Here is a 13,278-nt window from a genome sequence, read left to right as displayed (position 1 = left end):
CTGGAGGCCGGGAGAAGCACCCGGAAACCCGAGGGGAGAAGCTACGTAAATTCATCAAATTCAACAACTTGAATTTATGTACAAAAATTGAACTCTGTGACTATGAAACGATCATAAGGCAAGCGGAGCGCGCGCCTTTCTGGTATAAGATCGCTCCGACACGCGATGAAATGGGAAAGACAGCCACGTGACCACGCCGGAAGAAGAGGCAAACGCGTTCGATGAAGCTCCAATCCGCCTGGGCACGCAGCTGCGCCATGCGAGGAAGGTGAAAAGCCTTCGGCTCAAGGACGTCGCTGACCGTTCGGGTTATTCGGAAAGCCTCATCTCCAAGATCGAGAACAACAAGGCGACGCCGTCCCTCAACACGCTGCATCGCATCGCAAAGGTGCTTGGAACCTCGGTTGCTGCCCTGATGAACGAGAATCCGCGCCGGCCGGACATCGTCATGGGACCGCAGCAGCGGCCGATCATTCAGGAGATCGCGTTCGGCGGCATCCGATCGGACGGGACGGAAGCGGAGGTAATGATTCCGTTCGGCGCCAGCACGATGCTCGAGGCATTTCTGGTGCGCGTGCAGCCCGGCGGAAGCAGCGACGGCCAGCGCCAGCATGAGGGCGAGGAGGTTGGTTTCGTCCGCCAGGGGCAGCTCTTGCTCACGGTCGCAGGGACCACCTACCGCTTGAAAGAAGGGGATTCCTTCTTCTTTCCTTCAAGTCAGCCGCATGGCTTCACCAATCCCGGCGACATTCCAGCCGAGATTATTTGGGTGAACACACCCCCGACTCTGTGATGTATATGAAAGAACTTGAACACCCTGCAGGTTCGCGTCATGCTTGATGGGAGCGCGCGGCGCTCCCGATGAAGTTCGGCGATGGCGAGAAGGGTTTTGCAATGCTGCGGGTAGATCGGGTGGAGTGCGGCTATGGCCCTTTCACGGCACTGAGAGACGCCAGCCTCACCGTGGCACCCGGTGAATGTGTGTGCATCGTCGGCCCGAACGGCGCCGGCAAGACCACGCTGGTCAGCAACATCGCGGGCATGTTCACGCCGCGCAGCGGACGCATCGTCCTGAATGACAGCGAGATTGGCGGCCTTGGCGCAGAGAAGGTCGCGCGGCTCGGCGTTTCGCTTGTCCCGGAAGGCCGGCGGATCTTCGGCTCGCTCACGGTCGAGGAAAATCTCCGCCTCGGCGCCACCGTGAGGCGGGGCGATGGACTGGCTGATGATGTCGACCTCGCGCTGACTCGCTTTCCCATCTTGCGCGAGCGTTACCGTTCGCAGGCCGGCAAGCTCTCGGGGGGCGAACAGCAGATGCTGGCCATCGCCCGCGCGCTCATGTCCCGTCCGCGCCTGATCATGATCGACGAGCCCTCTCTCGGCCTCGCGCCCCTGGTCGTCGACAAGGTCTATGAAGTGCTGCTCGAACTGCGGAACCAGCAGGCACTCGGGATGATCGTGGTCGAGCAAAGCACTGCGCGCATCGCCGACATCGCCACGCGCCTGCATGTCGTGCGAACTGGACGTATCGTCGCCACGCTCGACGGCGACGAGATCTCGTCGAGCACTGCGCTCGACGACGCCTATTTCGGCTTCGGGAAGGGCCACGAGCAGAACCTCGGCCACTGAGGCGAAAGGCCGGCCGCGATCGACGTCATCGAGCGCGGCCTGTCAGGGCGACCCGACACACCGGTCAGGATTCTGACGGAAACCGTGCCTGCCAGTGCCGAGCAATATCGACGCCGCGGCAGATCCAGACATCGTCATGCCGGTGGACATGCTCCAGGAATCGCTGGAGCCCGCCGATGCGACCGGGGCGCCCGATCAGCCGGTCATGCAGGCCGATGGAGAGCAGCCTGGGCGCGCGCGCGCCTTCTTCATACAGCCGGTCGAAAGCGTCCCGCATGTAGGTGAAGAAATGATCGCCGGTCGCAAAGCCGGCATTCTCGTTGAACCGGTTGTCGTTGGTCTCATAGGAATAGGGGATCACGAGATGCGGCGTCGTCCCGACTGAGACCCAATAGGGGATCTCGTCGGCCAACGAGTCGCGATCATAAAGAAAGCCACCTTCCTCGATCAGAAGCCGGCGCGTGTTCGGACCCGGCCGGCCCGTCATCCAGCCGGACGGACGCTCCCCGGTCAGCTTCACCAGTCCCTCGACGGCACGGCGAATATGCACGCGTTCGATCTCCTCGGGCACGTCGCAATAGTCGATCCATCGCCACCCGTGGCTAACGATCTCATGGCCATCGGCGAGGAAAGTCTCGATGATGGAAGGATTCTGCTCCAGCGCCCGCACCACACCGAGAACACTGGCCTGCACGCCGTGATCGCGCAGCACGTCGAGCACGCGCCATACGCCGCAGCGCGCACCGTATTCGAACACGGATTCAACGAGCGGAACGCGCACGCCCTGCTTCGTCGGGACGCCGATATCGTTCAGCATGCCTTCCGACATGTCGTCGCCATTGGCGAGCGAGGCTTCGCCTCCCCCCTCGTAATTGAGGTTGAAGTTGACGGCGATGCGAGCCCCGCCGGGCCATTGCGGATGCGGCGGGCGGCGGCCATAGCCGACAAGGTCGCGCCGCTCCATTGCGTCGGGACGGCTTTCATTCGCTCGCAGTTCAGACATCGACGCCATCCTCCCCGTTCAGCATGGCGCGCAGCATGCGCTCGGGCGTGATGGGCAGGCGCCGCACGCGGAAGCCGGCGTCGGCGATCGCATTGGCGATGACGGGCCCTGCGCCGATCAGCGGCGGTTCGCCGACACCCTTGGCGCCGAACGGATGGGTCGGGTCCGGCACCTCGACGACGAAACTTCGTATCTCGTAGGGCACGTCGAGGGCACAGGGAATCTTGTAGTCCGACAGCGAGGGATTGATCAGGCGCCCGCCCTTCCAGAGCATTTCCTCCGACAGGGCATAGCCGGCCCCCTGGACGAAGCCACCCTGGATCTGTCCTTCGACCGCTCCGGGATTGACCGCCCGACCGACATCATGAGCGCACCATGCTTCCACGATGTCGACCTTGCCCGTTACCTCGTCGATCTCGACCTCCGCCACCTGTGCACCGAAAATGAAGGCGCCGACATTGTGGAACGACACCATCCCCGACAGCAGCGTGTGCTTGGGATCGAGGGGCTCGTTATGCATGATCGAGCCGGAGCCGATCACCGGGCCTCCACCATCGGCAAACCAGAGGGAGCGCGCGGCGATCTCCTTGAACGAAACTGTGCGATTGCTGCCAGCCACCCCCATCAGCCCGCCCGGCAGCAATTCCACGTCGTCCTCCGGGCATTCGAGGATGCGGGCGGCGATCTTTGCCATCTTCGCCTGCACCGCCTGAGTCGCCTCGCCGACCGCGCGCCCCACCATGTAGGTGACACGGCTGCAATTGGTGCCGGAATTGTAGGGCGAGGCGTCGGTGTCCGGCGCCACGAAGTTCACGTCGTCGACGCCGAGCCCCAGACCCGCGGCGCACATCTGAGAGAGCACGGTGTCGCTCCCCTGCCCGAGATCCACCGCGCCGGTATTTAGCGTCACCGACCCATCCTCGGCGAGGCGAACGATCGCACTCGTGGAGAGGAACCCGCAGACATGCGCGGTCAATGTCAGGCCGAGTCCCCGGCGCTTGCCGGCCGGCGCGGGAAGCGGAGATCCGTGGCGCTCACGCCAGCGCGAGGCGTCGATCACTTTGTCGATGCATGCTTCCAGGCCGCTCGTGGCGAGCGTCTGCCCTCCGAGCCAGCGATCACCGGGCTTTACGATGTTCTTGAGCCGAAGCTCCAGCGGGTCCATGCCCAATTCCCGGGCGATCTCGTCGATCTGGCTTTCGCTGGCGAAAGTCGCCTGTGGGTTGCCGAAGCCCCGGAATGCGCCGGCGCGCAACTTGTTAGTGTAGATCGCGTGACCTTCGACGCGGACATGTTCGAAGCGATAAGGACCGCCGGCGAAGAACATCGCGAAATTCAGCACGGCAGGGCTGTCGTCGGCATAGGCGCCGCCGTCGAACCAGGCCTCGAACTCGCGCGCAACCAGGGTGCCGTCGCGGCGCGCTCCGGTCTTCACCCGCATCCGCGCCGGGTGGCGCGCGCGCATGGTGATCATGTCCTCTTCCCGCGAGAGAACGACACGCACCGGCCGACCGGTCTTCAGCGCCAGCGCCGCAGCCACCGGCTGCACGGTCGCCTCCGACTTGCCGCCAAATCCGCCACCGACGCGGGGGACGACCGAGCGAATCCTGGCCATCGGAATGCCGAGGCTTTCATGCACATTCGCCTGGGTGCGAAACACGCTTTGGGTCGAGGACCAGACCGTGACCTTGCCCCGCCCGTCGACCGCCGCGAGCGCGGCGCAAGGCTCCATATAGATGTGGTTCTGCGCAGCGGTCTCATAAACCCGCTCGACGACGACGTCGCATTCGGCAAAGCCCTTCGCCACGTCTCCCAGAATGATTTCCGAACGGGTCAGTTCGTTAGGGAGGCGGCAGGTCGAGGCATCGTAGATCTTGAAATAGGACGCGAAGTCCTCATGCAGGATCGGAGCGCCCTCGGCGATCGCCTCCTCGATGGTGAACACCGCCGGCAGCGGCTCGTACTCGACCTCGACGAGCGCCGCCGCCGCGCGGGCGGTGGCGACGTCGATGGCGGCGACCGCAGCGACCGGCTCGCCAATGTAGCGGACCTTGTCGACGGCAAGGGCGGTTTCGTCCTTGACCACCAGTCCCATATAGCGACGGCCGATCTCGGCGCCGGTTATCACAGCCTTCACGCCGGGCAAGGCGAGAGCACGCGACAGGTCATATCCGAGGATCCGGGCATGGGCGTGGGGACTCAACACCAACGCACCGTGCAGCATGCCGGGCAGTGTCATGTCCTCGGTAAAAGCAGCCGCGCCGCTCGCCTTCTCCAGGGCTTCGAGCCTCGACATTGTGAGCCCGATGGCGGCCTCGGTCTTCGGTGATTTCATGAGCATGTCCGGACCTCAGCTCGCAGCGGCCATCGGGCGGGAAGGAGCGAGGCGCCGCGCGGCAAGGGCGATCGCCTCGATGACCTTCACATATCCCGAGCATCGGCAGAGATTGCCCGAGATACCGGTCCGGATTTCCGCGATGGTCGGCGAAGGGTTGTCGGCCAGTAGCTCGGTCGCGGACATGATCATGCCGGGCATGCAGAAGCCGCATTGTATGGCCCCCGCATCAAGGAAGGCCTGCTGCACGACGCTCGGCACTCCATCCTGCGCCAACCCCTCGATGGTGCGCACCGCACAGCCTTCGAGATCAGCGGCAAGTGTGAGGCAGGAGCGCGCCGTATGACCGTCGATCAGCACGTTGCAGGCACCGCAGGCGCCAGCCTCGCAGGCACGCTTGGCACCGGTGAGCCGGAGATCCTCGCGCAAGACATCCAGCAGGGTTCGATCGATCGGAATCGCCACCGGCCGCACTTCATCATTGATGGAAAGGGAAACGAGAACGGCGTCAGACATCAGGCCAGCGCTCCGGAACGAGAGGGAAGCCGGGCGCGCGCCTGCTCGACGGCGCGCTGCAGCATGCCCGGGAGGATGAGGCGCCGATAGTTGGCGGACGCCTTGATGTCATCGCGGGGACGGCCGAGCCCGACATAGGCGTCTCCAGCCCGCTTCACCTCGGCCGACAGCAGCCGGGTGCCGATCAGCATCGCTTCCACATCGGGCGAACGCAGTGGGGTCGCGCCGAAGGAGCCGATCGCAATGCGCAGCGAACGGCACTCTTCGCCCGACCAGCCGATGCGAACGCCGACAGTGAGGGTGGCATAGTCGCCATCGACCCGTGAGAACTTGACGAAGGCGCTCGTTTCGTGGGCCGTGGTCGCGGGCAGATGCGCGCCGGTCACGATCTGGCCGGGCGCGAGCGCGGTGACGTAGCGGTCCAGGAAGAAGTCGTCGACCGAAACGGCGAAGGCGCCCGCCGCATCGGCGACCAGGATATCCGCGCCCGCCGCAAGCAGGGCGCATGGGTAATCCGCCGTCGGGTCGCCGCCCGCGATCGAGCCGCCCAGTGTCGCCATGTTGCGGATGGTCGGGTGTGCGGTTTGTGCGGCGGCTTCCCGAAGAATCTCATGACCATGGAGCAGGCAAGCGGCGCGGGCCACCTCGCGATGGGGCGTCATTGCGCCGATGACGACGCTGCCGTTGTCCGCCACCGTCAGGCCATGCAGTTCCTCGACCCTCTTGAGGCTCACCAACTGTGTGGGGCGGACCCTGCCCGACTTCACAAAGCTGATGAGCGTCGCTCCGCCGGCAAGGCAGCACGCCTGCGGGTCGGTTGCGAGGGTCGCAATGGCCTCCGGCAAGGTCTTGGGTTGAACGAGCCGCACGGTCTGTCACCTCCTTATAGCCGCCACGCATCTGGGATGCCCGTCCGACGACAGGGTCACCGGACTATCACTACCCACAACTTTTCTTATATTCAAGTTCTTGAACTATGTTCCTTAACATGCAAAATGTTGCAAGTAGTGCCTAGCAAATTTGAAGCCAGCCGGTGTCGTGCCGCGACGCAGGGCTGAAAGGAGTCCCAATGTCAGTCCGCAACGGCAGTGACTACATCGACGCTCTCGGCGATGACCGCGCCGTCTATCTTGATGGCGAACGGGTACGCGACATTCGCGTTCATCCGGCATTCCGCCGTACCGTCGGCTCCTTTGCCAGGCTGTACGATTTCCAGGCGGCTCCCGAAAATCTCGAGCTGATGACATTCGATATCGGCAATGGCCGTCGGACGAACCGGGCCTGGAAGTTGCCGCACAGCTATGCCGAACTCGTGGAACGGCGGCGCGCGCTCGAGGCCTGGTCGAGCCTGAATTGCGGTTGGCTGGGCCGCTCGCCGGATCATGTCGCCTCGACGCTCAGCGCGATGGTCATGGGGATCGACCTGTTCGAACGTCATGGTCCAGCGCGCGCCAAGGCCGTTCTCGACTATTATCACCATGCCCGCGAGAACGACCTTTTCGTGAGCTATGTCATCCAGAACCCTCAGGCGGACCGGGGCAAGACGGCGGGCGAGCAGAAGAACAAGCATCTGGTCGCCAGCGTGGTCGACGAGGACACCGCCGGCATCACGGTGCGCGGTGCGAAGATGCTCGGCACGTCCTCCGTGATGTCGGACGAGTTGTTCGTCGCCAACATCCAGCCCCTGGGACGCGGCGAGGAGGCCTATGCACTGAGCTTCGCGCTGCCAATCGGCAGCAGGGGCCTGACACTGATGTCCCGCAAGTCCTACGAAGCGGAAGCGCGCTCGTCCTTCGACTATCCGTTATCGGCGAATTTCGACGAGAACGACGCCATCGTCTATTTCGACGATGTGAAAGTTCCGTGGGAGCGCGTCTTCGTCTACCGCGACACCGACATGGCACGCGCGCAGTGGCACGACACGCCGATGCATGTCTATCAAAACTACCAGTCGCAAGTGCGGCTGATGGTCAAGATGCGCTTCCTCGCCGGCGTCGCGCGCCGACTGGCGGAAACCAGCGGCCTGATCGACATGCCCGCCGTGAAGACCAAGCTCGGCGAGCTCTCGGCGGAAGCCTCGATGGTCGAGGCTTTCGTGTTGGCCATGGAAGCCGGCGGCGCGGGTTACGGCGACTATTTCCTTCCCTCGCGCAGTCTGCTCTATGCCGCGCAGGTCAAGACCCAGGACATGTATCCGAAAGCGGTCGCCCGCCTGCGCGATCTGGCCGGCGGCGGGGTCATCATGCTGCCCTCTTCGGTGCGGGACTTCGAGGATCCTTATCTGCGCTCGATCATCGACGCCACACAGGTGTCTCCGGTGCGCGATGCCACCGAGCGCGTGCGCCTGTTCCGCATGGCGTGGGACGCCGTCGGCTCGGAGTTCGCCTCAAGGCATGTCCAGTACGAGATGTTCTACTCGGGTGCGAGCCACATCACGACCGCCAATGCGTATCGGACGTTCGACTGGGGAACCGCGTTGCACATGGTCGACGACATCGAGGCCCTTCAGGGCACCCCTCCGCTGGCGCAGTCCGCCCCGGCCGTGCCGTCTCTGATCGCATCGGGCTAGGCTGATGAATGATCTGTCCGCGCACCGATCGTTCCGCAACGCGCTTGGCCGGTTTGCCACGGGTGTGACGGTCGTTACCTCGCGTTGTGGCGCCAACGCACTTGTCGGACTGACCATCAGTTCGTTCAACGCGGTGTCGCTCGACCCGCCACTGGTCCTCTGGAGCCTGTCGCGCCGCTCACGCAGCCTTGAGGCGATAAGGGGTGCCGACGGCTTCATCGTCAATGTGCTCGCTGGTCACCAAAGCGAGCTGGCGATGCGGTTCGCCCGTGGCGGTCCAGACGATTTCGACGGTGTGGCCTGGGAACCATCATCGAGCGGCCACCCCGTCTTAGGCGAAACGGTGGCGCATTTCGTCTGTGTCCAACATGCTGAGCACGATGGTGGTGACCATGTGATCTTCCTAGGTCGGGTCGTCGACTTCGCCGAGCGACCGGGCGAGCCTCTCATCTTCGCCCAAGGGCGCTTCTCGACGATAATGTGACGCGCGAGACGGGCCGCCTTATTGCAAGCCCCGGCTGCCAACCCACCAAAGACCGACCGCTTGGAGTCGTAACTAGCGAACTTCGGCGACCACCTCGGTACCCGCGGAGGTGGTCTGCGTTCCGACGTCGCCTCCCTTCAGGAAACAGACCAGCCTCTTCTACGCGACGCGCTAGGCCTACGTGCCGCTGAAGCCTCGTCGCGACGCCGTCGCGCCCACGGCTGCCTATGGCGTCGATATCGGCAAGCATATCTTTCACCTCGCCAATTTGGACAGCGGCGGCGTGCCGCTCCAGCGAGCACTCCTCCGACGCGATACGCTGCTGCAGTTCGGCCATCGCGGTCAGCATCGAGCATCTGGGGCTAGTTTCGACCGGCTCCGTTCTCCAAGCTCAACTGTTCGAGTTCACCCGCCGTGGCTTGAGACTCGACCACATCAGCGATGGCTGCCCCGCCTGGAACATCGTCACCTTGACCCAGGAGAAGGCGGGGCGCAGCTTCGGCTTCGAGCGGCTGGTGGAGTACGACGAGCGCTACGAAGGGGCGGAGGAATATGCCGAGGTCGTCAGCTGCGGGAAAGCTCGTGGCACGATGACGCGCTCCTGCGCGACACGGCCGGCGGGGTTTTCTCCGACCACGCGCGGGTCCACAAGATCCGCCATCACGGCAAGTGCTACCGGGTGGAGGGACCGCATCTGCCGACACCGACGCGGCAGCGCACGCCTTTCCTGTTTCAGGCCGGCGCTTCGCCGCCCGCCACGCCGAGAGCCAGTTCATCGCGACGCCGAACCCGCGCGTGGCGGCGGAGCTGATCTCGAAGAAATGGTTGGATGCCTTGCGGAGCGTCTGGCTACCCATCCGCAAGCCGCTTTAGCTAGCCGACGACAGTATCGGCGGAACGGGCGGGATTCGAACCTAAGTGCGCCTAACAAAACCGTTTCATAGCCCTAAATGCGATGATGGCTGCGGTGATGGCGAGGAATGCGCGATAGAGGTCAGCGTGTCGTTCGTAACGGACATTGTTGGCCCGGCAGCTGCGGGGAGCCACCGCCTGGCATATGATCGAAGTTCAGGAAGCAAGTGTGGAGGGCGTCACCAGGCATCTGGCGGCGATCGCCGCCGATCGGGAGCCAGATGCGATGCGATTGGCGGATCACTTGTCGATGCCGCGCCTTGCAAGTTTCGACCACGTTCTTTCAGCGCAGCTTATGAAACTGGTCACCATCCGCGAACGCCTGGAAGTTCCAGCGCTGCCCGCGGTGGCGCAGCACGCGTTGAGCAATAGTAGCTCCTCATCCGCACCAGATTCTTGAAGATCGGCCTTCCGACACATTCAGTCGAAAACGAAAGCTGGCGTTTCAGTTGGTCTGAGCACCTTCTAAATCAAAGAAATTTCAACGACATAGGTGTTCGTAATTTCGCCTTGGTCGGCGCGCCATTTCCGTACGAAACACCGATCATCGTGGTTTCCACGTCCGCCCCTCGGCGGGCGGCGGTCGTCGTCTCCCCGGCTCGCAGGTCGGTCGCCGCGGCTGGCATATCTGGCAATAATTCTGCCGTTTCGTCGGAGATCGGACGGTATCCATCTGCCGTCATCATGCCGGACGGAGATCGGGTCGAGCATCCGGCGGCCTATGATAAGTCATTGACTCCGTTGGGTTCGTTTGCGGACAGAATGTCGGCATTTGGATACCGTAAATAGATTTTCATCAGCGATGACATATGCTTATACTCGTGCTTTCGGGCGGAACGGAAAAGATGAACGTTCCTGACATGAAGATGGATTCGCCAAAGAGGTATTTCGAGCGCGGCGAGATCCAGGAAATCGAAATTAGTTCAATAATTTATATGAATATGTGCGAAGGCGCGCCGACGCTCCTGTGCGGAAAATACTGCTTGCCGCCCGCAGAGGTGGTGTGCATTATCTCCCCCGCGATAAAATCGTTGGTCGCCGAGCTGTCGTTTCAGCTTACGTAAGCGTTGCCATCGAATTGTTCTATCTTTCAGTGCGTGCCTGAAAGACTTCTAGTCCACTATTTAATGTAGTGCTGTCGCCTCGTCTCGTTGTTTCTTTTTTGTGCGTGCTGTCGATCCGGGTTCCTGTTCTACAGGGCAGGTCGATTCTTTCGATTGTCCGTTCGGAATCGTACGGTTCGAACGTTTGTCCGTGTCGATGTGTCACGATAAGCGTACGCGGTGCCGAATATCGCAGACAGAATAAGCTGAAAAGAACACCCCGGTTCGGGGGGATGGCTGTCGGGGGGCAGCCAGTAGAGCCTCAAACATCAATCCTGTTCTTCCGAGTTTGTCCGATTGTCGGACGACTTGCTTATGCGCACCTCTGTTCGACCTTTGCTGCGGGCGATCGGGCAGGCTCCCGGTCCCAGAGCCAGGAGCCGTCGCCATGCCGGTTACCGTCAGCTATCCCGGTGTCTATATCGAGGAGGTTCCCAGCGGCGTCCGCACGCTGGTCGGCGTCGCCACCTCGGTCACCGCCTTTGTCGGCTACACGACACGGGGGACCGTCAACAAGGCGCTGCAGATCTTCAATTTCAGCGATTACGAGCGCGGTTTCGGCGGGCTCGACGTGGATTCGCCGCTCAGCTATGCGGTGCAGAACTTCTTCCGCAATGGCGGTGGGCAGGCCTATGTCGTGCGCGTCGCGCACGGAGCCGCCCGCGCCGCCATCGGGCTGAAGAACGACGTCGCGGCCGGCGGCATCACCGTGCTGAAGGTGGAGGCCCGTTCGGAGGGGCTGTGGGGCAACGGGCTGCGGCTCGATATCGACTACGACACCGTCAACCCGGCGAGCCTGTTCAACCTCCAGATCACCGAACTGGTCGATCAGGGATCGGGGCCGGTGCCGGCGCGCGTGGAGGCGCACCGCAATCTCTCGATGAACGAGTTCTCGTCCGCCTATGTGGTGAGCGTGGTCAATGCGGCGTCGGAGCTCGTCACCGTCACGCGGCCGGCGGCGGCGGCCTCTGCCGCGGCGGTCGCCAACGGCAACGGCACCAGCACCAGCGGCACGCTGGCGCAGGCCGACATCGACCGGCTGGACGACGGTCATCGTCGCCTCGCCATCACCCTCGATGGTGACGGGCCCTACGAGTTCGATCTGTTCGATGCGGGCGGCGAGCTGACCGGCGACGATCTCGGCGAGCTGCTGGGCGACGCCGCCGCGCGCATCCAGGCGCAGGTGCGGCTCATCCGCCCCTCGGCGCCGGCCTTCTCCGGCTTCACCTGCACCGCCGGCGCGACCAGCATCATTGCCACCTCCGGCACCGCCGACGGGCAGGGCCAGCGCTCCTCGGTGCGCTTCTCCCGCGCCGGGCAGCGCAATGCGACGGATATCCTCAAGCTCGGCACGCTGAATGGCGGGCGCGAGGTCGATGCCGCCGCCGCTATCCGGCCGGCGCAGACCGGCACGGTCGGCACAAGCATTGCCGCGCTCGACCTTTCCACCCTGGCGCAGCCGGCCTCGATCAACGTCACGCTGCTGGCCGACGGCGTCGCCAATGACGGTCCGCACACGGTGGAACTGTGGGGCGCTGCGGGGCGACCGACGACGACGCAGGGGCTGGTTTCCGCCCTGCAATCGGCGCTGGCCGGCTCGTCCAAGGCCGAGCTGAGCCAGGCGCGGGTGACGCTGGCCGACGGCCGGCTCCGCCTCGTGCCGGGTGGCGCCAATCCCGCCGTGCGGCTTAGCGTCAGCAACAACGGCGCCAATACCACAGGTGCCACGCTCGGCCTGAATGGCGGGGCGGTGAACGTCGCGCGCTATGCGCTGGGCGTCGGCTCCGCGGGCCAGGCGCAGGCGGATCCCGTCCCCGGCGACGATGGCGCGCCGCCGAGCCCGACCCAGCTGGTCGGCAGCCGCGGCGCCAAGTCCGGGCTCTACGCGCTGGAGGATGTCGACCTGTTCAACATCCTGTGCGTGCCGGACCAGTCCGACGACGCGCTGCTGGCGGCGGCGCTCGATTATGCGAGGGAGCGGCGAGCCTTCTACATCGCCGATCTTCCCCGCGCGGTGGACACGCTCGACGAGGCGCGCAACTGGTTGAACGGCCACGGCGCGCTGCGCGATTCCAACATCGCGGTGTATTTCCCGCGCCTCCAGCAGCCGGACCCGCTCGACGGCAACCGGCTGAAATCCTTCGCCAATAGCGGCGCCATGGCCGGGCTCTACGCCCGCACCGACAATGATCGTGGCGTGTGGAAGGCGCCGGCGGGCACCGATGCGGTGCTGCGCGGGGTGATGGGGCTCGACTATGTGATGACCGACGCCGAGAACGGCGTGCTGAACCCGCTGGGCATGAACTGCCTGCGAAACCGGCCGGGCTTCGGCCCGGTGGCATGGGGCGCGCGCACCCTGCGCGGCAGCGACCAGCTGGCGTCGGAGTGGAAATACGTGCCGGTGCGCCGGCTGGCGCTGTTCCTCGAGGAGAGCCTCTATCGCGGCACGCAATGGGTGGTGTTCGAGCCCAATGACGAGCCGCTCTGGGCGCAGATCCGGCTCAATCTCGGGGCGTTCATGAACAACCTGTTCCGCCAGGGGGCGTTCCAGGGGCGTTCCCCGCGCGAGGCCTATTTCGTGAAGTGCGATGCCGAGACCACGACGCAGAACGACATCGACCGCGGCATCGTCAACATCGTCGTCGGCTTCGCTCCGCTGAAGCCGGCCGAGTTCGTCATCATCAAGCTCCAGCAGATGGCTGGGCAGATCCAGGTCTGAGGGGGCGA

Annotated in this window: 11 protein-coding genes and 1 pseudogene; 6 read left to right on the top strand and 6 right to left on the bottom strand. The window is 64.0% G+C overall.

Going from position 1 to position 13,278, the window contains the following annotated elements; genetic code table 11:
* Window positions 1-187 precede the first annotated feature (187 nt).
* A complete protein-coding gene (locus KHC28_RS06040) occupies window positions 188-793 on the top strand; it encodes a cupin domain-containing protein (RefSeq protein WP_214007435.1) in 606 nt (201 codons plus the stop codon).
* Between the two features lie 68 nt (window positions 794-861).
* On the top strand, window positions 862-1,629 hold the full coding sequence (locus tag KHC28_RS06035; RefSeq protein ID WP_246564385.1) for an ABC transporter ATP-binding protein: 768 nt from the start codon (window positions 862-864) through the stop codon (window positions 1,627-1,629).
* A gap of 64 nt (window positions 1,630-1,693) precedes the next feature.
* On the opposite strand, the gene KHC28_RS06030 is transcribed toward KHC28_RS06035, so the two are convergent.
* The 5 genes and pseudogenes from KHC28_RS06030 to KHC28_RS27820 all read right to left on the bottom strand — a co-directional run bounded on the left by KHC28_RS06030 (window position 1,694) and on the right by KHC28_RS27820 (window position 6,352).
* Window positions 1,694-2,593 carry a polysaccharide deacetylase family protein gene (locus tag KHC28_RS06030; RefSeq protein WP_214007434.1) on the bottom strand — a complete coding sequence of 300 codons (900 nt, stop codon included), beginning with the start codon at window positions 2,591-2,593 and terminating at the stop codon, window positions 1,694-1,696.
* A 31-nt stretch (window positions 2,594-2,624) separates the two neighbouring features.
* The gene (locus KHC28_RS06025; RefSeq protein ID WP_312893110.1) at window positions 2,625-4,577 is read right to left on the bottom strand and encodes a xanthine dehydrogenase family protein molybdopterin-binding subunit; all 1,953 of its coding nucleotides are present in this window, start codon (window positions 4,575-4,577) and stop codon (window positions 2,625-2,627) included.
* 63 nt (window positions 4,578-4,640) lie between these two features.
* A pseudogene (locus KHC28_RS27945) lies at window positions 4,641-4,856 on the bottom strand (molybdopterin-dependent oxidoreductase); the annotation flags it as partial.
* A gap of 126 nt (window positions 4,857-4,982) precedes the next feature.
* Complete coding sequence (locus KHC28_RS06020) at window positions 4,983-5,483, bottom strand: (2Fe-2S)-binding protein (protein ID WP_214007432.1); 501 nt, start codon at window positions 5,481-5,483, stop codon at window positions 4,983-4,985.
* Entirely contained in the window at window positions 5,483-6,352 is an 870-nt protein-coding gene (locus KHC28_RS27820; protein ID WP_214007431.1) for an FAD binding domain-containing protein, read from the bottom strand. The genes KHC28_RS06020 and KHC28_RS27820 overlap by 1 nt, the downstream gene beginning before the upstream one ends.
* 200 nt (window positions 6,353-6,552) lie before the next feature.
* On the opposite strand from KHC28_RS27820, the gene KHC28_RS06010 reads away from it, so the two are divergent.
* The 3 genes from KHC28_RS06010 to KHC28_RS05995 all read left to right on the top strand — a co-directional run bounded on the left by KHC28_RS06010 (window position 6,553) and on the right by KHC28_RS05995 (window position 9,848).
* Window positions 6,553-8,052, top strand: a complete 1,500-nt coding sequence (locus KHC28_RS06010) for a 4-hydroxyphenylacetate 3-hydroxylase family protein (protein ID WP_214007430.1) — start codon at window positions 6,553-6,555, stop codon at window positions 8,050-8,052.
* A gap of 4 nt (window positions 8,053-8,056) precedes the next feature.
* Entirely contained in the window at window positions 8,057-8,536 is a 480-nt protein-coding gene (locus tag KHC28_RS06005) for a flavin reductase family protein (protein WP_214007429.1), read from the top strand.
* Between the two features lie 1,057 nt (window positions 8,537-9,593).
* Window positions 9,594-9,848, top strand: coding sequence for a hypothetical protein (locus tag KHC28_RS05995; RefSeq protein ID WP_214007427.1), 255 nt, complete (start codon window positions 9,594-9,596; stop codon window positions 9,846-9,848).
* A 70-nt stretch (window positions 9,849-9,918) separates the two neighbouring features.
* On the opposite strand, the gene KHC28_RS05990 is transcribed toward KHC28_RS05995, so the two are convergent.
* Window positions 9,919-10,134, bottom strand: coding sequence for a hypothetical protein (locus tag KHC28_RS05990; protein WP_214007426.1), 216 nt, complete (start codon window positions 10,132-10,134; stop codon window positions 9,919-9,921).
* An 805-nt stretch (window positions 10,135-10,939) separates the two neighbouring features.
* Here KHC28_RS05990 and KHC28_RS05985 point away from each other — a divergent pair.
* Window positions 10,940-13,270 (top strand): phage tail sheath family protein, encoded by a 2,331-nt coding sequence (locus KHC28_RS05985; RefSeq protein WP_246564381.1) that lies wholly within the window; start codon window positions 10,940-10,942, stop codon window positions 13,268-13,270.
* Window positions 13,271-13,278 lie beyond the last annotated feature (8 nt).

It is taken from the genome of Ancylobacter sonchi (assembly GCF_018390695.1).
In the GTDB taxonomy this organism is placed as follows: Bacteria; Pseudomonadota; Alphaproteobacteria; order Rhizobiales; family Xanthobacteraceae; genus Ancylobacter; species Ancylobacter sonchi.
Note: the sequence above shows the minus strand (reverse complement) of the source record. Positions and strands in the feature narration are given on the sequence as shown.

Excerpts from the sequence above, each read along its gene's own strand:
- KHC28_RS05990 (WP_214007426.1), bottom strand. The coding sequence starts at position 10,134 with ATGATGACGGCAGATGGATACCGTCCGATCTCCGACGAAACGGCAGAA.
- KHC28_RS06030 (WP_214007434.1), bottom strand. The coding sequence starts at position 2,593 with ATGGAGCGGCGCGACCTTGTCGGCTATGGCCGCCGCCCGCCGCATCCG.
- KHC28_RS06005 (WP_214007429.1), top strand. The coding sequence starts at position 8,057 with ATGAATGATCTGTCCGCGCACCGATCGTTCCGCAACGCGCTTGGCCGG.
- KHC28_RS06010 (WP_214007430.1), top strand. The coding sequence starts at position 6,553 with ATGTCAGTCCGCAACGGCAGTGACTACATCGACGCTCTCGGCGATGAC.
- KHC28_RS05985 (WP_246564381.1), top strand. The coding sequence starts at position 10,940 with ATGCCGGTTACCGTCAGCTATCCCGGTGTCTATATCGAGGAGGTTCCC.
- KHC28_RS06035 (WP_246564385.1), top strand. The coding sequence starts at position 862 with ATGAAGTTCGGCGATGGCGAGAAGGGTTTTGCAATGCTGCGGGTAGAT.
- KHC28_RS05995 (WP_214007427.1), top strand. The coding sequence starts at position 9,594 with ATGATCGAAGTTCAGGAAGCAAGTGTGGAGGGCGTCACCAGGCATCTG.
- KHC28_RS06020 (WP_214007432.1), bottom strand. The coding sequence starts at position 5,483 with ATGTCTGACGCCGTTCTCGTTTCCCTTTCCATCAATGATGAAGTGCGG.